Genomic DNA, 25,311 nt, shown 5'->3' on the forward strand with positions numbered 1-25,311 from the left:
GTGCGTCCTGGGCGCGGGCGATCCCGCACACAATGGCCGACTCCTTCACGACCCCGGACATGCCGACGATGGACCCGCTCCAGGACCTGCTGCGCGCCGCGCTCGCAGAGATGACCCGCGGCCGCCATGACCGGGCCGTCGCGCTGCTCGAGCCGCACGCCCAGGTGGCCTCCAACGAGCTGCAGCGCTATCTGGGCGAGTCGCTGCGCCGCGCCGGCCGCGTGCAGGACGCGATCGGCCCGCTGATGCAGGCGCTGTCGCTCAAGATCGATGACGTCGACGCCTACCTGCAGCTCGCCTTCGCGCTGCAGTCGCTGCAGATGAAGGCGGAGGCCGCCGAGTGCTTCCGCACCGTCGCCACGCTGCAGCCCGCCAGCGTCATGGCCCAGGCCTATCAGGCTCATGGCGACCAGCAATGCGCGCGCTGGCAGGACTTCGAGGCCAATCTCCAGGCGCTGCGCGCGGCGCTGAGCGCCAAGCCGGACGACGCCGGCGACGAATTCGGCGTCCCCTTCGCACTGGCCGCCCTGCCCCATGCGCCGGCGGAGCTGCTCAAGATCGGCAGGCTGAGCGCGCGCTTCCTCAGCCGAGGCCTCCGCGCGCTGCCGCCGGTGCAGGCGATCGCGAAGCCGCGGCTGCGCATCGGCTATCTGTCCTCGGACTTCCACGCCCACGCCACCGCCGCGCTGATGGTCGAGGTGCTCGAGCAGCGCGACCGCGAGCGCTTCGAGGTGCTGCTGTTCTCGCATGGGCCCGACGACGGCTCCGCGCTCCAGCGCCGCATCCGCGCCGCCTGCGAGCGCGTCGTCGAGGTCGGCGATCTCGATCCGTCAGGCATCGCCGCGCGGATGCGCGCCGAAGGCGTCGACATCGCCGTGGACCTGAAGGGGCACACCGCCGGCAGCCGCTTCGCCGCGCTGGCCGCGCGGCCGGCGCCGGTGCAGGCCGCCTGGCTCGGCTTCCCCGGCACCTGCGGCGCGGACTTCATCGACTACGTCATCGGCGACGCCATCGTCACGCCGCTCGAGGACGCGCCCTTCTATTCGGAACGGATCGCCCAGTTGCCGCGCTGCTACCAGCCCGGCGACGCGGCGCGGACCATCCACCCGGTGCCGCGCGCGGAGCTCGGCCTGCCCGAGGACGCGATCGTGCTGCTGTCGGCGAATGCGGTCTACAAGATCACGCCGCCGCTGTTCGATGCCTGGATGGCGATCCTGCATCGCCTGCCCGGCGCGCTGCTCTGGCAGCTCAGCGGGGGCGAGCAGGCGGACGCGCAGTTGCGCCTGGAGGCGCAGCAGCGCGGCATCGCGCCTGAACGGCTGGTGTTCATGCCGCCCACGGGCATGGAGAAGCACTGGAATCGCCTCGCGGCGGCGGACGTGGCGCTCGACACCTGGCCGTGCAACGGCCACACGACGACCAGCGACGCCCTCGCCGCGGGCGTGCCCGTGGTGACGCTGCGCGGGGATGGCTTCGCCTCGCGCGTCGCGGAAAGCCTGCTGACGCAGGCCGGCTTGTCCGGACTGGTCTGCGATTCGCTGCAGGCGTATGTCGATCAGGTCTGCGCGCTCGCCACCGGACCGAAGCCGGCGATCCGGCCTTGGATCGACTCCACCGGTTTCGCGCGCGATCTGGAGGCGCTCTATGAGCGGATGTGGGCCCGCGCGGTCGCAGGCCTGCCGCCAGCGGAGCTGCCGGCCCAGCCGCTCGCTGGAGGCGGCGCCGGCAGCGCTGCAGTTCAGAAGGTGTAACCCGCCGCGACGTAGGCCACCGGCGTCGTCTTGCGGCGCGTCAGCGGGCTCTTCGCGGCGTCGCCGACCAGGTGCTGCGCGCCGACCGAGCCCAGCACGCTCCAGTTCTTCGAGAACTTGTGCTGCCAGCTCGCGCTGGCCTCGACCTGGTAGAAGCCGGACTTGGGCGTGAACACCGCGTAGCCGGTGCGCGCGGCCTGCGCGGCCGTCACGCCGTGATAGGTCTGCAGGTACTTGGCGTCGCCCGCGTTGGCGCCGGCGCTCAGCACCCAGGTGTCCTTGCCGTCGTCCAGCAGCTTGGCCGACACGCCCAGACCGTAGACCGCGCCGTTCTCGCGCTTGGTCAGCGGCTGCTCGGTGTGGACCTGCAGGTCCAGCCACGGCAGCACTGAATAGCCCACCGAGAAGTGGCCGGTGACGCTGCCCTTCACGTCGCCCATGCCGTTCAGGTATTTGCTGCCGCTGCCAAAGCCGGCGCCATCCTTCTTCTTCTCGTAGCGCGGGCCGCGATAGCTGATCGCGGCGCTGTAGCTCACCGGGCCCAGCCCGCCGCCGTAACCGGCACCGCGCAGCGTGCCGATGAAGAAGCCGCTGGGGTGGGTGTATTCGGCCGCAACCAGCGGGGCCACGAGCGTCTCGTCGGAGCCGGCATAGCGCGTCGTCACCGCGGCGCCGCCGCCAATGGTGAAGGTCGATTCCGCCGGGGGCGCCTTGGGCGGCGTGGCGGCCGGCGCGGCGGTGGAGGCCGCGGTCTGCGCCCGCACGGCGCAGGAAAACAGGCTCAGGCAGGTCAGCGCGGCGGCCAGCGCGGCGGCGCGCGGCAGGACGTGGCGGAGGAACAGCTCGGAGTTCAGGGATTCAGTCATGTCGACAACTCGGTAAAGGAACGGGACCTGAGGGAAACGGCAAGGGCCGGATTGCGGATGCAGTGTCGAAAACGCCCATGAAGTGAACCTTTGGGCTGCATGAAGAAAGCATGAAGGCGCGGCGCGCATCGCCCATGGCCGGGCCGGCGCGCTGGTCCAATGCGCGGCATGAAGATCCTTCTCATCGAGGACGACCTGGACCTGGGCAACGGCGTGCGCATCGCGCTGGCCGATCAGGGCATGGACGTCGTCTGGACCCGCCAGCTCGCCGCCGCCCAGCGTCAGCTGGACGAGCAGCCCAGCGACCTGGTGCTGCTGGACCTGGGCCTGCCCGACGGCGATGGCCTGCATCTGCTGGCCAAGCTGCGGCGCGAGCACGGCACGCTGCCCGTGCTGATCCTGAGCGCGCGCGACGCGCTACAGGACCGGCTCACCGGGCTGGATTCCGGCGCCGACGACTACCTGGTCAAGCCTTTCGAGCTGGCCGAGCTGCTGTCGCGCATCCGCGCGCTGGCGCGCCGCAGCTACGGCTTCGACGGCGAATCGCTGTCGCTGCGCGGCGTGCTGCTGCACGTGCCGACGCGGCGCGTCAGCGTCGACGGCCGGCCCGTGGACCTGACCGTCAGCGAATACGAGTTGCTGCGCCAGTTGATGATGCGCGCGGGCCGCATCGTCACGCGTCGCACGCTCGAGGAGCAGGTGCTGCCCGGCGGCGCCGGTAACGCGAGCAACGCGCTGGACGTGCACATGGCCAACCTGCGCCGCAAGGTCGGCGACGGCCTGGTGCGCACCGTCCGCGGCGTCGGCTACGTGATCGACCAGGAGGCCCCATGAACCCGGAGGCTCCATGAGCGCGCTCGTGCCGCCGATCGGCGAGCCCCACCCGCGCGGCCTGCTGCACCGGCTCGCACGGCTGCCGCGGCGCGTGGTGCTGTCGGTGCTGCGGCCCAGCCTGGTGCGGCGGCTGCTGGTGGCGCAGATGGCGCTGCTCACGCTGGCCTGGGTCTGCGGCCTGGCCTACCTGCTGAGCGCCGGCGGCCGCGCGATCCTGCTGCTCGAGTCCACGCAGATCTATCCCACCATCATGGCCATCGCCGACGACCGCGGCGGCACGCCCGAGCGGCGCCAGCGCCAGCTGGACCTGCTGCACTCGGCCATCGTCGAGGACTACCGCACCACGCCGGACCGGCAGCCCTCCTTCACCGTGACGCGCGGCGCGCACTTGCTCTATCGCTCGCCCAATGCGCCGGACCTCCAGCCGCCCGCGGACACCGGCCGCCTGGTGCGGATGCAGGCGAACGGACGCGGACTCGGCGCCCGCAGCGAGGCCGGGCCGGACGGCCTGCGGGTGACCTTCTTCGCGCCCGATGATGGCTGGAACGTGCTGCGCACCGTGTACTCGGACGGCTTCTACCTGTGGCCGCTGCTCACCTGCCTGCCCTTCCTGGTGATGCCCGCCTGGCTGTCGATCGTGATGGCGATGCGGCCCTGGACCGCCGTCGCGCGCGAGGTCGCGCGGCGCGGGCCGCAGGACCTCGCGCCGCTGAACTACCGCGATGGCCACCGCGAGCTGGCGATCATGGTCGACGCGATCAATGGCTGGATGCGGCGTGTCGAGAGCAGCGCGCAGCGCGAGCGCACCTTCATCGCCGACGCGGCGCATGAGCTGCGCACGCCGCTGGCGGCGATGCTGGTGAACGTCGAGGCGCTGCGCGCGGCCACGCATGACGAGCGCGAGCGCCAGCTGATGACCGGCGTGCTGAGCAGCGGCCATCGCGCGACGCGGCTGGTGAACCAGTTGCTCTCGCTGATGCGCAGCGACGCGGCGGCGACGGAGCCGGTGGCGGACGTGGAGCTCGAAGGCCTGCTGCAGGACCGGCTGGCCGCCTTGGGCGGGCTGGCCTCGGCGCGCCGGGTGGAACTGGAGCTCGCCACCGAGCCGGGCCTGGCCGTGCGCGGTCAGCGCGGCGCGCTGGAATCGCTGGCCGACAACCTGGTCGAGAACGCGATCAAGTACGGCCCGCCCGGCGGCCTGGTGCGCGTGGCGCTGCGTCGCGATGGCGGCGAGGCCGTGCTCGCCGTCGAGGACCAGGGCCCCGGCATTCCGGAGGTGCTGCGCGAGCGCGTCTTCGACCGCTTCTTCCGCGATCCGGCGCAGCGCGAGCCCGGCAGCGGGCTCGGCCTGGCGATCGTGCGGGCGGTGGTGACGCGGCACGGCGGCCGCATCGCGCTGGCCGGCGGCACGCGCCGCGGCCTGCGCGTGACGGTGCGGCTGCCGCTGTCCGCGTCAGGATGAGCGCCGGCGCGCGGTGAGCCACTTGTCCGAGCCCAGCGGCTCGCTGCACAGGCGGATCTCGCCGATGCTGCCGAGGAAGCCGTTGGACGGCGCGCCGCCGTAGACACCGCCGCCCACGATCATCCGATCGGTGGCGCTGGTGACGGCGATGCCGTTCGTGTTCGACGCGTTGCGCAGGATGGGCGCGCCCTCGACGTACATGATGGTGCTGTTCTGCGCCGGGTCATTGACGATCGCCACATGGATCCAGCGCTCGGTGATGATCTCGCCGGAGAAATTGGCGGCCGGCGAACGGGTGCCCGGCGTGCTCGGCGTCACCTCCCATTGCACCTCGCGCAGGCTGGAGATCGCGAAGATCAGCGCGCTTTCATCGCCGTCGGCATCGGGATCGATGCCGGCGATGTCGCCCCGGCGGCCCTCGCGCTCCATGATGTTCATCCACGCGTTGTTCGAGGCCGTCCAGCCCGCGGGAATCTTCAGGAAGGCCTCGACGGTGTAGCCGGCATCGAAGCTCACGCCATTCAAGGGCGCGTTGACATCGGTCGCGAAGGCACTCATCCGCAGCGGCGAGTTCACCGAGTTGGCGAAGCGCACGCTGCCGGGCGCGGCGGACAGGTAGTGGTGGTCGCTGGACCAGGTGAGGTCGCCGTCCTGCGCGGCGCCGCCCTGGGCGAGCGCCTGGCGCGCGATCGGATTGCGCCCCGTCTCGTCGTTGATGACCTGGCCCACCGGCACCACGGCGCCGTCGGCACCGCCGAAGAAGCGCCAATGCGCGACGGTGCTGGCCACGAGCGGGTAGTCGGACGTGCTCGAGGCCGGCGTCTTGGCGCTCGCGGCCGGCTCGGTGAAGTGGGACAGCAGCGCCGCCTTGGCGCGGTCGTTGATCGGCGCATTCGCGGCCGCCGGCGTGGTGAAGCCCGGATTGAAGCGGGCAAAGCGCTTCTTGAAGTCGATGGCGATCTCGAACTGATGGTTGGGCTCGGTCAGCACGGCCACATCGAACTCGTTGAGCGTGTCGGCCGGCTTCTGCGTCACCCACGGCGAGAACGACAGCACCTTGATCTTGTTGTTCGTGAGGTCGAACTCGTAGAGCCGCATCAGCCCGTTGCCGCCCATGTAGGCCATCTGGTAGTCGACCACCATCTCCTCGACGGCATTGCCGAAGTCGTTGGTCTTGGTCAGGTGCGCGCCGCCGTGGTAATGACCGTTCAAGGTCATGAAGATCTGGTCGTTGTCGCGGATCAGCTTCTCCCACAGCATCAGGCCGTAGGGCACTTCCAGCGGGCTCACGCCGTCGGCCGCGATGTTGAGCAACTGGTGGGTCGACAGGATGACCGGCAGCGTCGGATGCTGGGCGAGCACGCCGCGCGCCCAGGCGATCGCGGCGTCGGAGGCGCGCCAGGACATCGACAGCACCATGAAGGCGTTCCCGTCGACGTTGAAGACGTGGTACTCGTGGAAGCCCGACGGATCGCGGCCGCCGAAGGTGGCCTGCTGCTGCGCCCGCGTGGTGGGGAAGGCCTGCAGGTAGGGCTCCTTGGCGAGGTTGCGCTGCGCATCGGTGTTGGCCGACTGGCTGCTCGCGTCGACGTAGTCGACATCGGAGATGACGTCGTGGTTGCCGGCCAGGATGGCGTACGGCATCTTGGCGGCCTCGAGCACCTTCATCGCCGAGTCCGCCACCTGCCATTGCAGCGGCTTGCCCTGCTGGTCCACGACGTCACCCAGGTGGATGGTGAAAGGGATGCGCAGCGCCGCGGCGTTGTCGGCGATCCACTTGGTCTGGGCAACGAAGGGCGTCGAGCCGTACTTGCGCTGGAACTGCAGGTTCTCGTCGGTCGTCGCGTAGCGCGAGTAGAACTGCGTGTCGGGCAGCACGGCCAGCGCGAAGCTGTTGACTTGCGCCGTGCCGGGACCCTGCGCGGGATTGCCGCTGGCATCGCCGCCGTTGTCGCTGCCGTTGCCGCCACCGCCCCCGCAGGCCGACAGGACGGCCGAGCCGCCCAGGGACAGGCCCAGGCCGGCGCGCAGCAGCAGCCGGCGCTGGCGATCGGGCAGGCCCTCCAGTTCACGCAGGGACGACAGGGAAAGCGGCGTGGCGCTCGAGGGCTTTGAAGACATGGCCGAAGGGGGTCGGGAGTGCGGAAACCCGTGACCCTATCCAGGCGGGATGTCACCGGCATGGCGTTCCCGTGAAACGGGATGCGGGCGCCGTTAAGGCGGGCTCGGGCCCGCGCGAACTACCGCTTCCCCGCGCCCGCCCCGGCGCCGCCTGACGGCGACGGCGACGCTGACTGGCCTTGCTGCTGTTGCTGCCCCTTGATGAAAGCGTCCGCATCCTCCAGGCCCGCGCTGAGTTCGACCTTCTGCAACGCCCTGCGCTTGTCGAAGGTCCATTCCTTGAGCGGCCCGTCGGGCGACCGCGCCGCCTGCGCGGCTTGCGCCAGCACGGCGTCCCCCGCCGCGCGCGTGAGCGGGCGGAAGCTGACCTGTACCGCGGGCATGGACGGCAGCACGCCTCGCACGACCTCCAGGCCGCGCTGGCCGTAGCGCCACATCACGCGGCCAAGATCCGCGCTGCTCACACCGAAAGCGCGTTCGAACGCCGCGGTCGGCGACGCGCCGTCACCGACCCGCTGGAGATAGCGGCTCAGCCGCTTGCGCCGCTCGTCCGACGAGAACGCGTAATGCGTCAGCAACCACGACTTCGCCTCGAACTCCAGACGCATGCCGTCCTCGCCGCCATGGCCGTGCGCCAGTGGCAGCCGATGCTCGAGCACGTCTTCCCATTCGAGGTGGTATTTGCGCCCCGCATTCAGGAATCTCAGGTAGCCGGCGACGTCCCTGGGCGCCCGTCCCACGACCGTCTGCTGCGCCGAGAACCGCACGCTGGAGAAGTACTGCGCGAAGCCCTCGATGAACCACGCGGGCGCGCGGATGTCGGTATGGCGGTGGAGGAAGTGCCGCGCATAGGCCTCGAAGACATAGGTCAGCGAGTCGTTCAGCGGCGCCTTCTCGAGTTGCTCGTCACCCAGCGTGGCGATGCGCTCCAGATGAACGCCGAATCCCTGCGCGGCGCCCGCGTCGCCGCTGTACAGGCCGATGGCGTCGGCCGGCGTGCTGCCCGCGACCGCCCGCAGGCCCGAGAGGCTGGCGTGGTAGTACAGCGTCAGCTTCGGCTCCTGAGGGTCGCCGGACGCGCCTGCGCGCGGGGATTGCTCAGGCTGGGATTGCGGGAGCTGGGATTGCGGAAGCTGGGTATAGGCACGCAGCAGCCGATCCAGCTTCTCCAGGTTGTCCAGCAGCGGCGCGACGTCCTCTTCCCGGGTGTCCGAGTACACGACGAAATGCGGACTCTCGGCGCGGAACCAGGGCGAGACTTCCGTCTTCCGTCCCGCCACCTCGACGCGCTCCAGGTTGGCCGTGCCGGCATCCTGGGCACAGGCGGCGCCGGCCGGGCATAGGCAGAGCAGCGAGAACAGGGAGAACGGGACAAGGGCCGCGGCGAGCGCGGCCCGGAATGAATGGGACATGAGTATCGGAATCCAGGCAGGGGCCCGCCGTGTCCGGGCGGGCCCCGATCCGCATCGGCGGTCGTTCAGAGCTCGTAGCGGCCCGTCAGGTAGTAGCTGCGTCCCGGGAAGTTCCAGCTCGAGCCCATGAAACCAGGGGTCTGCTGGAAGGTGCGGCGAACCGTCACGTTGTTCAGGTTGGTCACGCTGAGCGACAGCCCGAACTTCTCCGTGAAGTTGTACGACACGCCGCCATCCCACTGCCCGAAGGCCTCCTGGTACTGCGGCAGACCCCACCACGTGTCCTGCGCGCCGGCGCGCGCCGGATCCGCGCTCGTGCCGTTCTGGCCATTGAAGTCGACGCCGACATTCCTCAGCACGCGGCTGGTCCAGTTGTAGGCCAGGCGGGCTGAGAAGCCGTAGCGGTCATAGCGCAGCGCGAAGTTGGCCGCGTTCTTCACCAGGCCGGGCACCGGCAGCGCGCCGAAGGGCCTGCCGTTGGTGTCGCAGCCGTACACCTTCAGCGCGTCGCTCGTGATCGTGCCGCTGGGCGGGCAGAACTGCACCTGGGCGTCGCGGTAGAAGCGCTGGCTGCTGCCCAGGTAGGTGTAGTCCGCCGAGACGCCGAAGCCCTTGACCCAGTCAGGCAGCCGGTCCTTCAGGAAATCGAAGTGGTCCAGATAGGTCTCGGCCTTGAGCTCGATGCCATGCACCCAGGCGCGGGCGGCGTTGCGCGGTCCCTTGATCAGGAAGGTCTGCGGGTTGCCGGCCAGGCTGTTGTAGTCGCGCGTGTAGGTCGAGTCGTAGATCACGTCCTTCACGTCCTTGTAGAAGGCCGTGACCGAGACCATCTGGCCGCTGCGCGGGTACCACTCGAGCCCCAGGTCGAAGTTGTCGGACGTCAGCGGCTTGAGCTTGGCGTTGCCGGTGTTCTCGCCCGTGTAGGTGATGCGGTTGTTGGCCGTGTCGATGTTCTGCTTGAGCGACACCGATTCCTGCAGCTGGTTGAAACCCGGCCGGTACACGCTGCGGGCCGCCGCGATGCGCCCCAGCAGCTTGTTGTCGCCCGTCAGGTTGAACTTCAGGTTCAGCGAGGGCAGCACGTCGACATGGTTGGCGTCGACGTTCAGGTTCTCGTTGATCGGACCGAAGCGCGGCACGTCGGGCGGCGTGCGGTTGTCGTAGGTCGCGTCGAAGGTCGTGTGCCCGTGCGACGAACGTCCGGTGTAGACCACGCGCACGCCCAGGTTGCCGTCCACCGGGATCTTCCAGTCATCGAAGCCGAAGCGCAGGCTGCCGTAGACGGCATGGGTGCGCTCGGAGATGTCGCTGGTCATGTTCGGGTTCAGCCCGTAGTACAGCGTCGTGTCGTACTTGTAGTCGCTGGCGTTGCAGGTCGGGACGTTGATCTGGTTCTGCGGGTTCTTCGCGTTCTGCCCCTTCGCCCACGCCTGCGAGTCCAGGCACTGGTTGTAGCGGACGTCGCCGATCAGCTTGCTGTAGGTGTTGTAGTCCTTGAGGGCGCCATAGGTGGGAAACACCACGCTGGGCGGGTTGTTGCCACCGAAGGGGGTGTAGTTGAACAGCTCCACCGGCGCGGCCGCCGCGTAGCGCGGATCGCTCAGGTAGGCGAAGTTGCCGCGCGACTTCCAGCTCTGGTCATCGGTGGGTCCGGGCAACTGGCCCGGCGTGCTGGTCTGACGCACGGTCCACGGCTCGGCGATCGACTTCCAGCCCACGCTCGTCAGATCACCCGCGTAGACCGCCGCTTCCCGCTTGGAGCTGCGGTAGGTGGTGCGGAAGCCGACTCTCAGGTCGCGCAGGATCGAGTCGTCGAACACGTACTTGCCGTCGACCTTCCAGGCATACAGGTCGGCGTCACCCTTGTAGCGGCCGGGCATGACCGACAGCCAGAAGTAGTTGCCCGGGTCGGCGAGGAAGTTGCGCGACCTCTCGTCGAAGCCGATCTGCACCGGCTTGCTGCCCGAGGTGGTGATGTCCATGCTCGGCACGAAGGTGGCCGTCTGCACTTCCTCGCCGCGGGTACGGAAGGTGGACTTCACCCACTGCAGGTCGTTCTGCAACGCGAAGCGGTCGTTGACGGCCCACTGGAAATTCCAGGCCAGCTCGGCGGTGTTGGTGCGGTGCTGGGTGAACGCGCGGCTGGTGCCCATCATGATGCCGCCGTCGGCGAACTGGTTCGAGCCCTTGCCCCCGTGGTTGAAGTCCGTCACGTTGCCGTTGGCATCGCGGGTCAGCTGCAGCGGATAGCTGTAGTGGCCCGACACCACGACGCCCCGGTCGTCGATCACCGGGTTGTCGACCCGCACGTTGTACGGCGACATGTTGAAGTTGCCGTCCGCGAAGCTCGGGTAGATGTTCGAGCCGGTGTTCTCCTCCCGCGACTTCGAGACGAACGCCGTCAGCGACGACTGCATGTTGTTCTTCTTCCACTGCAGCGCGCCGTAGAAGCCCTTGCGGTCGCTGTTGCCGACGTTCTGCCCCCAGTCCGCCGCGCCGGGCACCCACACCGTCCGGCCGGGCACCACGTCGCTGCGCGGGTAGTAGGGCTGGACCTCGAGCTTCTGCTGCTCATACGTCGAGTGGTTCATCGCCAGGTCGACCAGTGCGCCCCAGCGGCCGGACTCAGCCTCCCACCGCGTCGAGTAGAGCCCCGAGAGCGTCGGCGATGTCTTCTTCGTGCGTTGCTCGTAGTTGCCGCCGAACGAGACGACGCGCTTGGTGCCTTCGTAGTCGAAGGGCAGCGCCGTGCGCAGGTCCACCTGGCCGCTGACGCCGCCCTCGATCTTCTCCGCTGAGGGATTCTTGTAGACGTCCACGCCCGCCATCAGTTCGGCGGGCACGGCGCTCCAGCTCAGGTCGCGGCCCGGCCAGCCGGCCGAGAACACCTCGCGGCCGTTGAGCGTGGACGATCCCCACGAGAGGCCGCGCACGTTGATGCGGTCGTCGCTCCCTTCGGAGAAGTGCTTGGGGTCGTTGTTGGTCGAGCGCAGACGCTCGACGGTCACGCCGACGATGCGCTGCAGCACTTCGGTGATGGACTTGTCGGGCAGCTTGCCGGCTTCCTCCGCCACGACGGAGTCGACGATCTCCTCGGCGTTCTGCTTGATCTTCTGGGCCGACTGCAGGGCGGCGCGCTGTCCCTTGACGACAACGGTCCCCAGGGCGGCTGGCGTTTCAGGCTCCTTGGGGGGAGGGGTCTGGGCAAATGCGGTGCTGCCAGCGGTCAGCAGGAGCATCTGGACCATGCCGCGATGGACGGCGGTGGTGCGGAACTGTCTCATCGTTTTTCTTTCTGATGCGGTTGTGCGGCGCCAGGCGATCACTGGAAGGTGATCGGGCCGAAGACGGTGATGTCCGTGCTGAGCGTGTAGGCCGGGTCGGTCGGAGCCGGCAGCGAGCCATCCGCGTTGGGCGTCGGGCGGCTCAGGTTGATGCTCGGACCGAACTGCAGGGCGCGCACGCCGAAGCTGCGGATCTGGGCCAGCCCGGCCTCCGCGGTCTGCGCGATGTCGGTGCCGCAGGTTTCCGTCACCGAGAAGTTCTTCAACGGGATGAAGTACGCGGTGGGCGCGGCGGACGTCGGCTGCACGTTGGCCGAGGCGGTGATGTAGCACTCGTCCCCGTTGGGCTTTTTCTGCAGGTTGTTCGTCTGGATGCGGACGGCCACGGCGCCGCCGCCGTCGAACAGCGTCTGGTTCAAGCCGAGCGTGACGAACAGCGACTCCTCGGTCTTGAGGTCGAACGGCAGGCGGTCACCGCTCTGCGTCTTGGGCGCGCCGATCTCGTAGTTGTAGTAGGCCCACCATCCCGACGTCGAGCCGTCCCAGCCGCTGCCCGCCTTCTGCTTGATGTCGAACCCGAAGGTCGACGCGAAGCTGCTCACCGTCAGGTGGCAGAACGAGGGATCCACGCCGCCACACCAGCTGGCGATGGGCACGCCGGCGCCGGTGTTGATGTCGCCGAACTCCAGCGTGCGGTTGGTCGCCGGGTTGAATCCGCTCGCGAAGAAGTGCGGATCGACGACCACGCCGAGGTTCTCGGTGGCGCCGCTGGCGCTGGACAGGGTCACGGTGCAGGTGCCCTTGGTCAGGATCTGGAGCTCGCTGCCCGCCACCGTGCACACGGTGGGCGCGGTGCTCGCGTAGCTCAAGGCGCTGCCACCGGCATCGACCGTGGCGAGCGCGACGGTCTGCGTCTTGCCCTGGCTCTGCACGACGGGCGGGGGCAGCGGCGACACCGCGATGAGCGCCGTGCCGGTCAAGGCCTCGTGGGTGGCGTCGGCGGGAGCGGTCACGGCCAGCTGGCAAAGCCCGCTGGCCAGCACCGTCAGCGCGTTGCCGCTGACGGTGCATGCGGAAGGCGTCGTCGACTGGTAGGTCGCCGCCAGCCCCGCGTCGGTCTTGGCGGACAAGGTCACGGTGGCGCTGGCCGCGCGCAGCATCACGGCGACCGGCACGACCGGGGCTTGCGCCCGTCCGAGCACCGTGAACAGCTGCCCCACGTCATCGGCCGCGGCCCATTGCTTGCCGCCGGCGTCCGCGCCGCCGGCCTGGCTGGCGGTCACGCGGCATTCGCCCTTGGCCACGAGCGTGAGCTGGTCACCGGACACCGTGCAGATGTCGGGCGTCCCGGACTTGAACGTCACGGGCAGCCCGGAGTCCGCGGTGGCCTTCAAGGTCACCGGTCCGGCCAGCAGCGTGGCGCCGCCGGGGTAGCTGAAACTGATGGCCTGGAACAGCCCCGAGCCGCCCCCGCCATCGCCTCCGCCCCCGCCGCAGGCCGCCAGCAGGGCACTGGCAGCCAATAGCGAAAGCGTGGTCCTGTGTTTGCACACCGTCTTCGTCACGTCCTGTCTCCTCTTTTGTAAGTGGCCGCGCCACACCCGAAATCTGTGTTCGGTACTCGCCCTCGGTTAACCCGTAGCAGCAAGATTTTGCGCTAAATCATATGTTTGGCCTGACCAAAGCGTGTTAGTACAAACGCCGGTCTGACCAAATCCAACGAAATGCGCACAGAGGTCCAACGGGACGCACGGGGCGTGGGGAGCGGCGCATGGGCGCGCCGCTTCTGGGGCCTCACGGCCGAAGGTGGTGGGGTTCGCTCATCGGCGGGCTAGCGCGCGCCGGCCTGGTCCGCGATGCAGGACGGCAGGCTCGAAGCGGTGCTGAGCACCGCAGAAACGGCCAGGGCCGGCGCCAGCCTGCCCTCGCGGCCGGGATCAGTACTCGTCGCCGCCGGGGCTGACGTAGCCCGGCGCCAGATTCTCGAACTTGGTGTTCTGCCGCGCGAAGGCCAGCTTCACCGTGCCCACCGGGCCGTTACGCTGCTTGGCGATGATGATCTCCGCGACACCAGGCTCCTTGCACTCGTCCTTGGTGTAGTACTCGTCGCGGTAGATGAACATGATGATGTCCGCGTCCTGCTCGATGGCGCCAGACTCGCGCAGGTCGGACATCATCGGCCGCTTGTCCGGCCGCGTTTCGACCGACCGGTTCAACTGCGACAGCGCGATCACCGGGCAGCGCAGCTCCTTGGCCAGCGCCTTCAGGCCCCGCGAGATCTCGCCCACCACCGTCGCGCGGTTCTCCTCGGAACCGCCGCCGTTGCCGCTCATCAGCTGCAGGTAGTCGATGATGATCAGGCCGATCTGCCCCGAGATTCGCGCCTGGCGTCTGGCACGGGCGCGCACTTCGCTCGGCGACAGGCCGGGGCTTTCGTCGATGTAGATCGGCGCGTTGCCCAGCTTGTCCACCGCCTCGGCCAGCCGGCCCCATTCGTCGTCCTTGAGGCGGCCGGTGCGCAGGTTGCTCTGGTCGATGCGGCCGATGGAGCCGACCATCCGCAGGGCCAGTTGCGCCGCCCCCATTTCCATCGAGTAGATGATGACCGGCAGACCCTCGTTGATCGCCACCGCCTCGCCGATGTTGATCGCGAACGCCGTCTTGCCCATCGACGGACGCGCCGCCAGGATGATCAGGTCGCCGCGCTGCAGGCCGGCCGTCATGCGGTCCAGGTCGTAGAAGCCGGTGCGCACGCCGGTGACGTCCTCGGCGCCCTGCTCGGCCAGCTCGTTGACGCGGTCCATCAGCTCGACCATCAGCCGGTCCATGCTCTGGAAACCGGTGCCGCCGCGCGAGCCCTCCTCGTTGATGCGGAAGATCTTGCCTTCGGCCTCGTCCAGGATCTCGTTGACGGCGCGGCCGGCCGGGTTCAGCGCCGCCGTCGCGATCTCGTCCGAGGTCGCCACCAGCTTGCGCAGGATCGCCCGCTCGTGAACGATCTCGGCGTAGCGGCGCAGGTTGGCGGCGCTCGGCACGCCTTGCGCGAGCGCGTTCAGATACGCCAGCCCGCCGCAGTCCTCGGCCTTGCCGACCGAGGTCAGTTCCTCGAACACCGTCACCACGTCCGCCGGCTTGCCGGCGTTCACCAGCTTGCCGATCGCGGCGTAGATCTGCTTGTGCTCGTAGCGGTAGAAGTCGCTGTCGCTGAGCGTGTCCGCCGCCTTGTCCCAGGCGGTGTTGTCGATCAGCAGGCCGCCAAGCACGCTCTGCTCGGCTTCCACCGAGTTCGGCGGCACGCGCAGCTTGGCGACTTCGCTATCGCCGGCAGCAGATCCTGGTGAGGTAAAGATCGCGGACATTGTGGACAAGCCTGTGGATGAACGCTGGACAGCCTGTGGGGCGAGCGGGATAACTCTCACCCCGGAAAAGCAGAAAGCCGACCGCTTCGCAGCTGTCGGCTTTCTTGGGTCTTCCACCATCGTTGCAGCCCTCGAAGGGACTGCAAAGCTGGGGAATGTCCGGTGGACGCGTACAGCGCCCAACCGGTGTGTCGAGTGATTACTCGGCTTCGGCGACGACCTTGACGGTCACCTCGACCACGACGTCCGTGTGCGGGGCGACGCTGATCGGGAATTCGCCGACGGTCTTCAGCGGACCGTTGGGCAGACGCACTTGCGACTTGACGATGGCCGTGCCGGCCTTGGTCAGCGCTTCAGCGATGTCGGCGTTGGTCACGGAACCGAACAGACGGCCATCGACGCCAGCCTTCTGCGAGATCACGACGGTCGAGCCGTTGATCTTCTCGCCCAGGGCTTGAGCGGCCGACAGCTTCTCGGCGGCGACCTTCTCGAGCTCGGCGCGCTTGGCTTCGAATTCCTTGATCGCGGCTTCCGTGGCGCGGCGCGCCTGGCGGGTCGGGATCAGGAAGTTGCGTGCGTAACCGTCCTTGACCTTGACGACGTCGCCCAGGTTGCCCAGGTTGGCCACTTTTTCCAGCAGGATGACTTGCATGGGGTGGACTCCTTAGACCTTGTGCTGGTCGCTGTACGGCAGCAGGGCCAGGTAGCGGGCGCGCTTGATGCACACCGACAGCTGACGCTGGAAGAAGGCGCGCGTGCCGGTCAGGCGGGCGGGCACGATCTTGCCGTTTTCGCTGATGAAGTCGCGCAGGACGTCGACGTCCTTGTAGTCGATCTGCTCGACACCGGCGACGGTGAAGCGGCAGAAGCGCTTGCGCCGGAACAGCAGCGATTGTTGGTTGCGCTTGGGCTTGCGGTCCTTCGAGAACCGACCTTTACCACGTGGCGGGGGCATAGTGACCTCTTGATCTATCCAGATGTAAACGATATGCGCGAGCTGTCCGTCCCGTTCAGTCCGCCAGCCCGGTGATGTGAAACACCGTGCCGCGGCCTTGCCGCTGTGCCGAGAGGAATCCGGTGAACACCGTCTTCTCCGTCAGGCTCAGCGCCTGGACCCGCTTCACGACCTCTCCGATGGCCACCGCCTTGATCTCCAGCGCGACCTTGCGCTGGGAACCGGCTTCATCGACCAGGGACTCGTGCCGGAGCATCAGGTCCAGGGCCGGGAGCCCGGCGGGGGTGTATCGGATCGCCGCGGTTTCGAGGATCTGCGCCTGCAGGACCAGTCGGTTCATGCGTGCGCGGATCGGCGGGTCAGCAGTTCGGGAACGTCAGGAATCGCGCCTGTCAGCTCAGGCGGACGCTTCTTGCGGAGCCTTGCGGGCTTCTTCGCGCTCGACGGCCTTCATCATCACCGACGGGTTCGTCTCGGCCTTGTCCTTGACGACGGTCAGGTGACGCAGCACGGCGTCGTTGAAGCGGAAGCCGGTTTCGATTTCAGCCAGGACTTCCTTGCTGCACTCGATGTTCAGGCACAGGTAATGCGCCTTGGCCAGCTTCTGGATCATGTAGGCCAGCTGACGGCGGCCCCAATCTTCCACGCGATGCACCTTGCCACCGCCGTTGGTGACCAGGCCCTTGTAGCGCTCCAGCATCGCCGGAACTTGTTCGCTTTGATCCGGATGGATCAGCAGAACGATCTCGTAATGACGCATATGAACTCCTTGTGGATTTCAGCGGCCGCCGGCGGGATTCCGCCCTTGGCCTGAAAGCCGGACCCCAGCGTCAATTCCTGGGCCCGGCAAGGGAATCGCGGATTCTAGTCGAACCCGCGCGTCCCCGTCCACCCGCGCGTCGGGATCAGGGCCGGACCCGCGTGGCGGTCTCTCCGCCGGCGTCGGCCGTCGCGCGGTTCGCGCCCGTCGCGCCCAGGCCCGCGGCCACCTTCGGCAGCTGTTTGGCGACCTCGTCGCGGATGGACTCCTGCAGGGTCTCGATTTTCTGCTTGGTCGTCAGCAGATCCCAGGCGTCGCCTGCCCCGTCCACGCTGTTGGTGGTCATCGACTCCGCGAAACGGATCGGCGCGCTGCCGGTCACCGCGCCCTGGGCCACGTCGATCACGCTGAGCTCGGCATAGACGTAGGGCGCCAGGAAGCCGCGGCGCGCCGCGATCGCCTCGGACTCGGCGCGCACGAAGGTGTTGCGATCCAGATAGAAGCCCAGGCCGCGAAGCTGCCCCTGCCCCATCGTGTTCTGCGCCATCTGCACGCGCGCGGGCGCGCGCAGCGGCCGCAGCAGCACCAGGTGCGTGGCCTTGAGCTCCTTCAGCGCCTGGTTCAGCATGTCGCTGCCGACCCAGCGGCCTCCGTCGACCAGCTTGTCCGTGTCGCCGAGCACCGAGGCCGACTTCAGCTTGAGCGGGATCAGCAGCGCATTGGCGCCGGCCAGGCCCTGCTGCAGCTGCCCCAGCGCGTAGACGTCGAAGATGCCCTCGGGCACCGGGAAGACGTCCTCGACGCGGCGGTCCTTGAAGTGGCTGCCGGTGGTGGGCTCGCTCTGGACGACGGTGATCGAGTCGCCCAGCGCCGAAACGATCGCGACGCGTCGCTGTTCCTGCGCCTGCGCCGCCATGGGGGCCACCAGCGCGGCGGCCCCGGCGAGGCCGGCGGCCAGCAGCGCGCGGCGCGCCAGGCGGGTCGGGAACAGCGTGTTCAGCGTCTTCATAGGAATCCTCCCTTGCATGTGGAATGTGCGCTCCCCTTCTTGTTGGAGCGCTGGATGGCCGGCCTTCGATCGAGGCCAGACGGGAGCGGCCGGCGCCTCGCTCCCGCCGGCCCTGTCATCCGGAGCCCGTGATCCTGGCCTGCAGCGCTTGGGCGGTGGGCGATGGGGACGGCGTGAGCAGGCTGACGGCCACCAGCGCCGCGATGCCCGCCGGCAGGCCGAAGATCGCGGCCGCCATCGGCTGGATGCCCCACCACAGTTGCGGCTCGCCGCCCAGGCCCAGCGCCTGGCGCAGCCCGGCATGGGCGCCGACCATGTAATAGAGCGTCACGCCCAGCCCGGCCAGCATGCCGGCCGCGGCGCCCTGCTTGTTGGCGCGCTGCCAGAAGATCCCGGCGACCAGTGCCGGCACCAGCGTCGAGCCCGACAGCGAGAACGCCGCCGACACCAGCAGCAGGATGTCCGCCGGCCGCTGCGCGGCGACGGCGGCGGCGGTGAGCGCCGTGGCGAGCAGCAGCGCCTTGGAGATCGTGACCCGCTGCGTCATCGAGGCACGCGGGTTCATGACGCGGTAGTACACGTCGTGCGACAGCGCGCTGGAGATCGTCAGCAGGAGCCCGTCCGCCGTCGACAGCGCCGCCGCCAGCGCCCCCGCCGCGACCATCGCGGCGAGCACGGACGGCAGCCCCGCCAGCTCCGGCGTCATCAGCACGACGATGTCGCCGCCCAGCCTCAACTCGCCGAGCTGCAGGATGCCGTCCTGGTTGATGTCCTGGATGCTGAGCAAGCCGGGATCGACGCGCATCCACTGCCGCATCCAACCCGGCAGTTCCGCGATCGGCATGCCGACGAGGTGATGCAGCACCTCATGCTTGAGCATCACCGCCAGCGCGGGCGCGAACAGGTAGAGCAGCGCGATGAAGAACAGCGTCCAGGCCACCGAACTGCGAGCCTCCGCGACCGAGGGCACGGTGTAGTAGCGCGTCAGGATGTGCGGCAGGCCCGCGGTGCCGACCATCAGCACCAGCACCAGCGCGAGGAAGTTGCGCCGCGAGAGCGTGTAGGCCTCCTGCTCGGCCGGCGTGCCCTCGGGGTCGCCCGCGAAGGGCCGCGCATGCGGCGGCATGCCGCCGAGCGGCTCGGCGCGCTGACGGTTCGCGGTGACGGCGCGCTGCCAGAGCTCCCGGGCCTCGGACTCGGTCCGAGGCAGCGCGGCGCGCACCTTCTCCGCGGCCTGGATCTGCGCCAGCGGCGCGTCCTCCGCCCGCAACTGCGCGATCACCTGCGAGACGCGCTGGCGCTCGGCATCCAGGGACTGCGGCAGGCCGGCCAGCAGATGCTCGAAGTCCTGGGCGCGCTGCTCGAAGAGCGCGCGCACCTGCAGCTCCTTCGGATCGCGCAGCAACTGCTGCTCGCGGGTGGCGATCTCGCGGACCTCGCTGCCGGCGGTGAACTGCGGCAGCGGGAAGCCGGTCTGCTGCGTCGACAGCCACATCACCGGCACCACGTAGGCCACGATCATGATGATGTACTGCGCCACCTGGGTCCAGGTCACGGCCCGCATGCCGCCAAGGAAGGAGCACACCAGCACGCCGCCCAGACCGACGAACAGGCCGATCTCGAACGTGAGACCCGTGAGGCGCGTGGTGATCAGGCCGATCGCGTAGATCTGCGCGACCAGGTAGATGAACGACACCAGCACCGCCGCGGCCGCGCCCATCACGCGCAGGCCGCGGCTCTCGAACCGCGCGCCGAGGAAGTCCGGCACCGTGAAGCCGCCGAAGCGGCGCAGGTACGGCGCCAGCAGCAGCGCCACGAGGCAGAAGCCGCCGGTCCAGCCCAGCACGAAGGCCAGTCCGCCATAACCGGCCAGATACAAGCTGCCGGCCATGCCGAGGAAACTCGCGGCGCTCATCCAGTCGGCGCCCGCGGCCATGCCGTTGTAGAACGCCGGGACGCGGCGGCCGGCCACGTAATACTCGACCGGGTCGGTGGTCCGGCTGAACACACCGATGCCGGCGTAGACCAGCACCGTCAGCAGCAGGAACGAAAAGCCCAGCCACTGCTTGGGCATCCCCAGCCGCTCGAGCACGCCCAGCGCGCCCGCCAACAGCACGAAGCCCAGCGTGTACGCGGCATAGGTGCGGTTCAGGCGGCGGCGGAAGGCAGCGTCGGACGACGGACGGGGCATGGGGCCGCATCATCGTCGTCTTGCCGCGGCGGCACATCCACAACTTCCCCTGTATGGGGCGCCCGCCATGAAAAACGGCCCCTTGCGGGGCCGTTCAACGCAGCGCGTCTCAGCGCTTGGCCAGGCGCTGCCAGGTGTCGATGACCGTGTCCGGATTCAGCGACAGCGAGACGATGCCCTCGGCCGCCAGCCATTCGGCGAAGTCGGGATGGTCACTGGGGCCCTGGCCGCAGATGCCGATGTACTTGCCGGTGGCGCGGCACGCGGTGATGGCGCGCGAGATCATCGCCTTGACCGCCGGATCGCGTTCGTCGAAGTCGCCCGAGAGCAGCTCCAGCCCGGAGTCGCGATCCAGACCCAGCGTCAGCTGCGTCAGGTCGTTCGAGCCGATCGACATGCCATCGAAATGCTCCAGGAACTGCTCGGCCAGGATGGCGTTGCTCGGGACCTCGCACATCATGATGACGCGCAGGCCATCCGTGCCACCCGCGGCGGCGCGCTTCAGGCCGCGCTCGGCCAGCATCGCCACGACCTTCTCGGCCTGCCTGACGGTGCGGACGAAGGGCACCATGATCTCGACGTTGGTCAGGCCCATGTCGTTGCGCACGCGCTTGAGCGCCTCGCACTCCATCGCGAACGCGTCCTGGAACTCGCCCGAGATGTAGCGCGACGCGCCGCGGAAGCCCAGCATCGGGTTCTCTTCGTCCGGCTCGTAGCGCGAGCCGCCGATCAGCTTGCGGTACTCGTTGCTCTTGAAGTCGGACAGACGCACGATCACCGGCTGCGGCCAGAAGGCGGCCGCGATGGTCGCGATGCCCTCGGCCAGCTTGTCGACATAGAACGCGCGCGGCGAGGCGTGGCCGCGGGCCACCGATTCGACCGCCTTCTTCAGGTCGCTGTCGACATTCGGATAGTCCAGGATCGCCTTCGGGTGGACGCCGATGTTGTTGTTGATGATGAACTCGAGGCGCGCCAGGCCGACGCCGCTGTTGGGCATCTGCGCGAAGTTGAACGCGAGCTGCGGATTGCCGACGTTCATCATGATCTTCACCGGGCTGTAAGGCATCTCGCCGCGGTGGACTTCGCTGATCTCGGTCTCGAGCAGGCCGTCGTAGATGTAGCCGGTGTCGCCTTCCGAGCAGGCCACCGTCACCAGCTGCCCGTCCTTGAGCCGGTCGGTCGCGTCGCCGCAGCCCACCACTGCCGGGATGCCGAGCTCGCGCGCGATGATCGCCGCGTGGCAGGTGCGGCCGCCGCGGTTGGTGACGATGGCGCTGGCGCGCTTCATGACCGGCTCCCAGTTCGGGTCGGTCATGTCGGTGACCAGCACGTCGCCGGGCTGGACGCGCTCCATCTCGGCGACGCTGTCGACCAGGCGGACCGGACCGGTGCCGATCTTCTGGCCGATCGCGCGGCCCTCGGCCAACACGGTGCCGGTGCCCTTGAGCTTGAAGCGCTGCTCGACCTGCCCCTCGGCCTGGCTCTTCACCGTCTCCGGACGGGCCTGCAGGATGTAGAGCTGGCCGTCCTTGCCGTCCTTGCCCCATTCGATGTCCATCGGGCGGCCGTAGTGCTGCTCGATGATCACGGCGTACTTGGCCAGCTGCACGACGTCCTCGTCGCTCAGCGAGTAGCGGTTGCGCTGCTCGACCTCGACGTCGACGGTCTTGACCAGCTTGCCGCTGGCGGCCTTCTCTTCCGGGGTCGAGAAGGTCATCTGGATCAGCTTGGAGCCGAGGTTGCGGCGGATCAGCGCGAACTTGCCACGCTGCAGCGCCGGCTTGTGGACATAGAACTCGTCGGGGTTGACGGCGCCCTGCACCACCGTCTCGCCCAGGCCGTAGCTGGAGGTGATGAAGACGACGTCCTTGAAACCCGACTCGGTGTCGATGGTGAACATCACGCCGGCCGCGCCCAGGTCGGAACGCACCATGCGCTGCACGCCCGCCGACAGCGCGACGTCGCTGTGCGCGAAGCCCTTGTGCACGCGGTAGCTGATGGCGCGGTCGTTGTACAGGGAGGCGAAGACCTCCTTCATCTTGTGCAGCACCTCCTCGATGCCCACGACGTTCAGGAAGGTCTCCTGCTGGCCGGCGAAGGAGGCGTCGGGCAGGTCCTCGGCGGTCGCGGACGAGCGCACTGCGAAGGATGCGTCCGGATTGCCTTCGGTCAGGCGGGCGAACTCGGCGCGGATCGCGGCCTCGAGGTCGGCCGGGAACGGCTGGGCCTCGAGCCAGCCGCGGATTTCGGCGCCGGCCGCGGCCAGCGCGCGGACGTCGTCGGTGTTCAGGTCGGCCAGGCGCTTCTGGATGCGGGCGTCCAGCCCTTCATGCTTGAGGAAGTCGCGGAAGGCATGCGCGGTGGTGGCGAAGCCGCCAGGGACCCGCACGCCGGTCTCGGCCAGCTGCGAGATCATTTCGCCGAGCGAGGCGTTCTTGCCGCCCACCGACTCGACGTCGGACATCCTCAGTTTCTCGAAGGGTACGACCAGGGCGGTCGCCTCGAAGCGAGCATCAGACATGGGAAAACTCCGTGATGTTGAGAAACCGGGGCTCCCCGCGCGCTCCCGAGCAGGCCGGCGTGGCCGGCGGCGTCGAGGGAGGCAGGCATGACGCGGCGCGCGACAGGTCTTGTCGATTCTTGTGGGCGTCGCGGCGTGGCGGTCATGCGGCAGGCAGGGGCAAGTTGCGGGCGATTCTAGTGGGTCGCCGATCTATGATGTAAGCCCTCGTTCGGGGCGCGGCCGGGCGCTCGTCCCGTCCAAACTTCCTGCTTCGGCACGCGGCATGCCCGGTGTGGCGAAGGCTCCCGGACCGCTTCCGGATCGTTTCCCCAGGCTCGCCATGACCCAGCACACCGTCTACTTCGTCTCCGATGGCACCGGCATCACCGCCGAAACCTTCGGTAACTCGATCCTGGCCCAGTTCTCGGTGAAGGCGCGCCACGTGCGCCGCCCCTTCATCGACAGCGGCGAGAAGGCCCGGCAGTTGGTGCGCGAGATCAACGAGACCGGCGAGCGCGAAGGCGTGCGCCCGATCGTGTTCGCGACGCTGGTGAACCGCGAGGTGCTGAATGTGGTGCGGCAGGAATGCCAGGGCCTGGTGATGGACATGTTCGGCACCTTCATCGCGCCGCTGGAGGACGAGTTCCGCGTCAAGTCCAGCCACCGCGTGGGCCGTTTCTCGGACGTGGCCAAGAGCCAGGAATACCACGACCGGATCGAGGCGATCAATTTCTCGCTGGCGCATGACGATGGCCAGTCGGCGCGCAACCTCGACTCGGCGGATGTGATCCTCGTGGGCGTGAGCCGCTGCGGCAAGACGCCGACCTCGCTGTACCTGGCGATGCAGCACGGCATCAAGGCGGCCAACTACCCGCTGATCCCCGAGGACTTCGAGCGCGGACAGCTCCCCTCGCTGCTGATTCCGCACAAGAAGAAGTGCTTCGGCCTGACCATCGATCCCGAGCGCCTGGCGCAGGTCCGCAACGAGCGCCGTCCGGGCAGCAAGTACGCCGACCTGATGAACTGCCATTACGAGGTGCGCGAGGCCGAGACGATGATGAAGAAGGCCGGCATCAGCTGGCTGTCGTCGACGCACAAGTCGATCGAGGAAATCGCGACCACCATCCTGCGGGACATCCGCCCGGATCGCCTGATCTACTGATCGCGGACGCCCGAACGCATGCCGGTCACCGCGCTGGCCCTGGTCGTCGCGGCCGCGCTGATCCACGCGCTGTGGAACTTCGCCGCCAAGAAGGCCCAGGGCAATCATCATTTCGCCTGCATCACCGCCGTCGGTGTCAGCCTGCTGTGGCTGCCGGTGGTCGTCGTCGCGGGCCTGGACGAACTGCCGCGATGGGGCTGGCAGGCCTGGGCTTTGACGCTCGCCAGCGCGATCGTCCACCTCGCCTATTTCAATTCGCTGCTCGCCGGCTATCGCGCGGCCGACATGACCGTGGTCTATCCGGTCGCGCGCGGCAGCGGGCCGCTGATCTCGGCGCTGGTCGCGGTGGTGCTGCTGGACGAGCACCTGGGCTTCGGCGGCACGCTCGGCCTGGCGGGCGTCGTCGGCGGCATCCTGCTGATGGCGGCGGGACCGGCGCTGCTGGCGCGTGGCAAGGCCGTCGATCCAGCACTGCAGCGCAAGCGCCGGCTGGGCATCGCCTGGGGCGCGCTGACCGGCGCGACCATCGCCGCCTACAGCGTCATCGATGGTTACGCGGTGAAGGTGCTGGCGCTGTCGCCGCTGGTCTACGACTACTTCTGCAACCTGCTACGCGTGCCGGTGAGCCTGCCCTCCGTGCTGCGCGACCGCGCCGGCTTCCTGCCCGCGCTGCGCCGCCAATGGAAGCATGCGCTGGTGGTCGCGATCGGCGCACCGTCGGCCTACATCCTGGTGCTGTACGCGATGAAGCTGGCGCCGCTGTCGCGCGTCGCGCCGGCCCGCGAGCTCTCGATGCTGTTCGCCGCGCTGATCGGCGGCCAGTTGCTCGGTGAAGGGGAACGCGGCTGGCGCATCGCTGGGGCGATGCTGATCGCGCTGGGCGTCGCGGCGCTGGCGATGGCGAAGTGATGCGCTGACGCGCATGGGCCTGTGATCAGGCCTGACGCTGCCCCCAGGCTTCGAGTCGATTCAACCAGGCGTCGAACAATGGGCATTCGGCGCGCATGGGCGCGAGGCCGATCTCAAGCGCCGCGATCGTTCCGTAGAGCGGCTTCTGATACTCCGGGACCAGCGCTTCGATCCGCTTCGAGGGCGCGGTCTGCGGCGAGTCGTTGATCGCTTCTGGCGATTCGAATTGATCCCGGATTGCCTGGAACGGCACCTGGAGTTCCGGACGGCCTATCCCCTCGCTGAATCGCCTCGGGCAACTGAAAAGCAGCCCCTCGAACTCGTGCATGACGACGAACGGAATAAAGCGCTCGCTCGCGGATCCGGCAGCGGCGCCGAGTTCCAACGCCATGTCGCTGTGCAGAGCCGCTTCCACCACCGAGGACTTGTTGGCGAAGGACATTTGGTTGGCCTGCTCACGTCCGGGCCATGCACCGGAACCAGTGGCAGGGAGCGCATAGAAGTCGACGAATGTCGCGGAGGCTGCGCCAGCATCCTGCAGCAGGTGCCGGGCAATGTCGCGCTTAACGGCTGGCCAGGCCTTGATCCCCCCGCGTCGTTCCCGCAAGCGGGCGTTGCCAAGCAATCGAGCCGAGACGTGGGTAAAGCCATGCCCATAGAGATGCGGTGCCAGGATGTCGTTGACGAACGACTCCTCGGTCTGGCCCTCGACGTGAATGAGCAAACGCGCCAA

19 protein-coding genes are annotated in these 25,311 nt (G+C 68.5%); 5 read left to right on the plus strand and 14 right to left on the minus strand.

Features of this window, described 5'->3' with window-relative positions; genetic code table 11:
* Positions 1-59: 59 nt before the first annotated feature.
* Entirely contained in the window at positions 60-1,751 is a 1,692-nt protein-coding gene (locus ABDW61_RS14000; RefSeq protein ID WP_343639463.1) for a UDP-N-acetylglucosamine-peptide N-acetylglucosaminyltransferase, read from the plus strand.
* Here the strand turns inward: ABDW61_RS14000 and ABDW61_RS14005 are convergent.
* Positions 1,739-2,617 carry a MipA/OmpV family protein gene (locus tag ABDW61_RS14005; RefSeq protein WP_343639464.1) on the minus strand — a complete coding sequence of 293 codons (879 nt, stop codon included), beginning with the start codon at positions 2,615-2,617 and terminating at the stop codon, positions 1,739-1,741. The genes ABDW61_RS14000 and ABDW61_RS14005 overlap by 13 nt on opposite strands.
* 168 nt (positions 2,618-2,785) lie before the next feature.
* Between ABDW61_RS14005 and ABDW61_RS14010 the strand changes: the two genes are divergently transcribed.
* Complete coding sequence (locus tag ABDW61_RS14010; protein WP_343639465.1) at positions 2,786-3,451, plus strand: response regulator; 666 nt, start codon at positions 2,786-2,788, stop codon at positions 3,449-3,451.
* 13 nt (positions 3,452-3,464) lie between these two features.
* On the plus strand, positions 3,465-4,913 hold the full coding sequence (locus ABDW61_RS14015) for an ATP-binding protein (RefSeq protein WP_343639466.1): 1,449 nt from the start codon (positions 3,465-3,467) through the stop codon (positions 4,911-4,913).
* Here ABDW61_RS14015 and ABDW61_RS14020 read toward each other — a convergent pair.
* The 12 genes from ABDW61_RS14020 to ppsA form a co-directional block, all read right to left on the minus strand.
* Positions 4,905-7,034, minus strand: a complete 2,130-nt coding sequence (locus tag ABDW61_RS14020; protein WP_343639467.1) for a LamG-like jellyroll fold domain-containing protein — start codon at positions 7,032-7,034, stop codon at positions 4,905-4,907. The two genes, ABDW61_RS14015 and ABDW61_RS14020, sit on opposite strands and share 9 nt — an antisense overlap.
* A 119-nt stretch (positions 7,035-7,153) precedes the next feature.
* Positions 7,154-8,446: a hypothetical protein gene (locus ABDW61_RS14025; RefSeq protein WP_343639468.1), complete on the minus strand. Its 1,293-nt coding sequence runs from the start codon at positions 8,444-8,446 to the stop codon at positions 7,154-7,156.
* A gap of 65 nt (positions 8,447-8,511) precedes the next feature.
* The gene (locus tag ABDW61_RS14030) at positions 8,512-11,730 is read right to left on the minus strand and encodes a TonB-dependent receptor (protein ID WP_343639469.1); all 3,219 of its coding nucleotides are present in this window, start codon (positions 11,728-11,730) and stop codon (positions 8,512-8,514) included.
* Positions 11,731-11,768: 38 nt separating this feature from the next.
* Entirely contained in the window at positions 11,769-13,253 is a 1,485-nt protein-coding gene (locus tag ABDW61_RS14035) for a hypothetical protein (RefSeq protein WP_343639470.1), read from the minus strand.
* Between the two features lie 414 nt (positions 13,254-13,667).
* Positions 13,668-15,089, minus strand: coding sequence for a replicative DNA helicase (dnaB, locus tag ABDW61_RS14040; RefSeq protein ID WP_343639471.1), 1,422 nt, complete (start codon positions 15,087-15,089; stop codon positions 13,668-13,670).
* A 199-nt stretch (positions 15,090-15,288) separates the two neighbouring features.
* Positions 15,289-15,741 (minus strand): 50S ribosomal protein L9, encoded by a 453-nt coding sequence (rplI, locus tag ABDW61_RS14045; protein ID WP_343639472.1) that lies wholly within the window; start codon positions 15,739-15,741, stop codon positions 15,289-15,291.
* A gap of 12 nt (positions 15,742-15,753) precedes the next feature.
* Positions 15,754-16,044, minus strand: coding sequence for a 30S ribosomal protein S18 (gene rpsR / locus ABDW61_RS14050; RefSeq protein ID WP_067062534.1), 291 nt, complete (start codon positions 16,042-16,044; stop codon positions 15,754-15,756).
* Between the two features lie 55 nt (positions 16,045-16,099).
* Positions 16,100-16,384, minus strand: coding sequence for a primosomal replication protein N (gene priB / locus ABDW61_RS14055; protein ID WP_343639473.1), 285 nt, complete (start codon positions 16,382-16,384; stop codon positions 16,100-16,102).
* 57 nt (positions 16,385-16,441) lie between these two features.
* A complete protein-coding gene (gene rpsF / locus ABDW61_RS14060) occupies positions 16,442-16,804 on the minus strand; it encodes a 30S ribosomal protein S6 (RefSeq protein WP_091723036.1) in 363 nt (120 codons plus the stop codon).
* 145 nt (positions 16,805-16,949) lie between these two features.
* Positions 16,950-17,813 (minus strand): hypothetical protein, encoded by an 864-nt coding sequence (locus ABDW61_RS14065; protein WP_343639474.1) that lies wholly within the window; start codon positions 17,811-17,813, stop codon positions 16,950-16,952.
* Between the two features lie 115 nt (positions 17,814-17,928).
* Entirely contained in the window at positions 17,929-20,004 is a 2,076-nt protein-coding gene (locus ABDW61_RS14070; protein WP_343639475.1) for a sodium:solute symporter family protein, read from the minus strand.
* Positions 20,005-20,113: 109 nt separating this feature from the next.
* Positions 20,114-22,525 carry a phosphoenolpyruvate synthase gene (gene ppsA / locus ABDW61_RS14075; protein WP_343639476.1) on the minus strand — a complete coding sequence of 804 codons (2,412 nt, stop codon included), beginning with the start codon at positions 22,523-22,525 and terminating at the stop codon, positions 20,114-20,116.
* 322 nt (positions 22,526-22,847) lie between these two features.
* On the opposite strand from ppsA, the gene ABDW61_RS14080 reads away from it, so the two are divergent.
* Together ABDW61_RS14080 and ABDW61_RS14085 are read left to right on the plus strand one after the other, a co-directional pair.
* On the plus strand, positions 22,848-23,669 hold the full coding sequence (locus tag ABDW61_RS14080) for a pyruvate, water dikinase regulatory protein (RefSeq protein ID WP_343639477.1): 822 nt from the start codon (positions 22,848-22,850) through the stop codon (positions 23,667-23,669).
* 18 nt (positions 23,670-23,687) lie between these two features.
* Entirely contained in the window at positions 23,688-24,578 is an 891-nt protein-coding gene (locus ABDW61_RS14085) for a DMT family transporter (RefSeq protein WP_343639479.1), read from the plus strand.
* A gap of 25 nt (positions 24,579-24,603) precedes the next feature.
* On the opposite strand, the gene ABDW61_RS14090 is transcribed toward ABDW61_RS14085, so the two are convergent.
* The gene (locus ABDW61_RS14090) at positions 24,604-25,311 is read right to left on the minus strand and encodes a DUF4276 family protein (RefSeq protein ID WP_343639481.1); all 708 of its coding nucleotides are present in this window, start codon (positions 25,309-25,311) and stop codon (positions 24,604-24,606) included.

The organism is Roseateles sp., assembly GCF_039595595.1.
In the GTDB taxonomy this organism is placed as follows: Bacteria; Pseudomonadota; Gammaproteobacteria; order Burkholderiales; family Burkholderiaceae_C; genus Roseateles.

Coding starts and splice junctions, on each gene's coding strand:
- rpsF (WP_091723036.1), bottom strand. CDS start 16,804: ATGCGTCATTACGAGATCGTTCTGCTGATCCATCCGGATCAAAGCGAA.
- ABDW61_RS14000 (WP_343639463.1), top strand. CDS start 60: ATGCCGACGATGGACCCGCTCCAGGACCTGCTGCGCGCCGCGCTCGCA.
- ABDW61_RS14025 (WP_343639468.1), bottom strand. CDS start 8,446: ATGTCCCATTCATTCCGGGCCGCGCTCGCCGCGGCCCTTGTCCCGTTC.
- ABDW61_RS14015 (WP_343639466.1), top strand. CDS start 3,465: ATGAGCGCGCTCGTGCCGCCGATCGGCGAGCCCCACCCGCGCGGCCTG.
- ABDW61_RS14070 (WP_343639475.1), bottom strand. CDS start 20,004: ATGCCCCGTCCGTCGTCCGACGCTGCCTTCCGCCGCCGCCTGAACCGC.
- rpsR (WP_067062534.1), bottom strand. CDS start 16,044: ATGCCCCCGCCACGTGGTAAAGGTCGGTTCTCGAAGGACCGCAAGCCC.
- ABDW61_RS14030 (WP_343639469.1), bottom strand. CDS start 11,730: ATGAGACAGTTCCGCACCACCGCCGTCCATCGCGGCATGGTCCAGATG.
- dnaB (WP_343639471.1), bottom strand. CDS start 15,089: ATGTCCGCGATCTTTACCTCACCAGGATCTGCTGCCGGCGATAGCGAA.
- ppsA (WP_343639476.1), bottom strand. CDS start 22,525: ATGTCTGATGCTCGCTTCGAGGCGACCGCCCTGGTCGTACCCTTCGAG.
- ABDW61_RS14020 (WP_343639467.1), bottom strand. CDS start 7,034: ATGTCTTCAAAGCCCTCGAGCGCCACGCCGCTTTCCCTGTCGTCCCTG.
- ABDW61_RS14065 (WP_343639474.1), bottom strand. CDS start 17,813: ATGAAGACGCTGAACACGCTGTTCCCGACCCGCCTGGCGCGCCGCGCG.
- priB (WP_343639473.1), bottom strand. CDS start 16,384: ATGAACCGACTGGTCCTGCAGGCGCAGATCCTCGAAACCGCGGCGATC.
- ABDW61_RS14080 (WP_343639477.1), top strand. CDS start 22,848: ATGACCCAGCACACCGTCTACTTCGTCTCCGATGGCACCGGCATCACC.
- ABDW61_RS14010 (WP_343639465.1), top strand. CDS start 2,786: ATGAAGATCCTTCTCATCGAGGACGACCTGGACCTGGGCAACGGCGTG.
- ABDW61_RS14085 (WP_343639479.1), top strand. CDS start 23,688: ATGCCGGTCACCGCGCTGGCCCTGGTCGTCGCGGCCGCGCTGATCCAC.
- ABDW61_RS14005 (WP_343639464.1), bottom strand. CDS start 2,617: ATGACTGAATCCCTGAACTCCGAGCTGTTCCTCCGCCACGTCCTGCCG.
- rplI (WP_343639472.1), bottom strand. CDS start 15,741: ATGCAAGTCATCCTGCTGGAAAAAGTGGCCAACCTGGGCAACCTGGGC.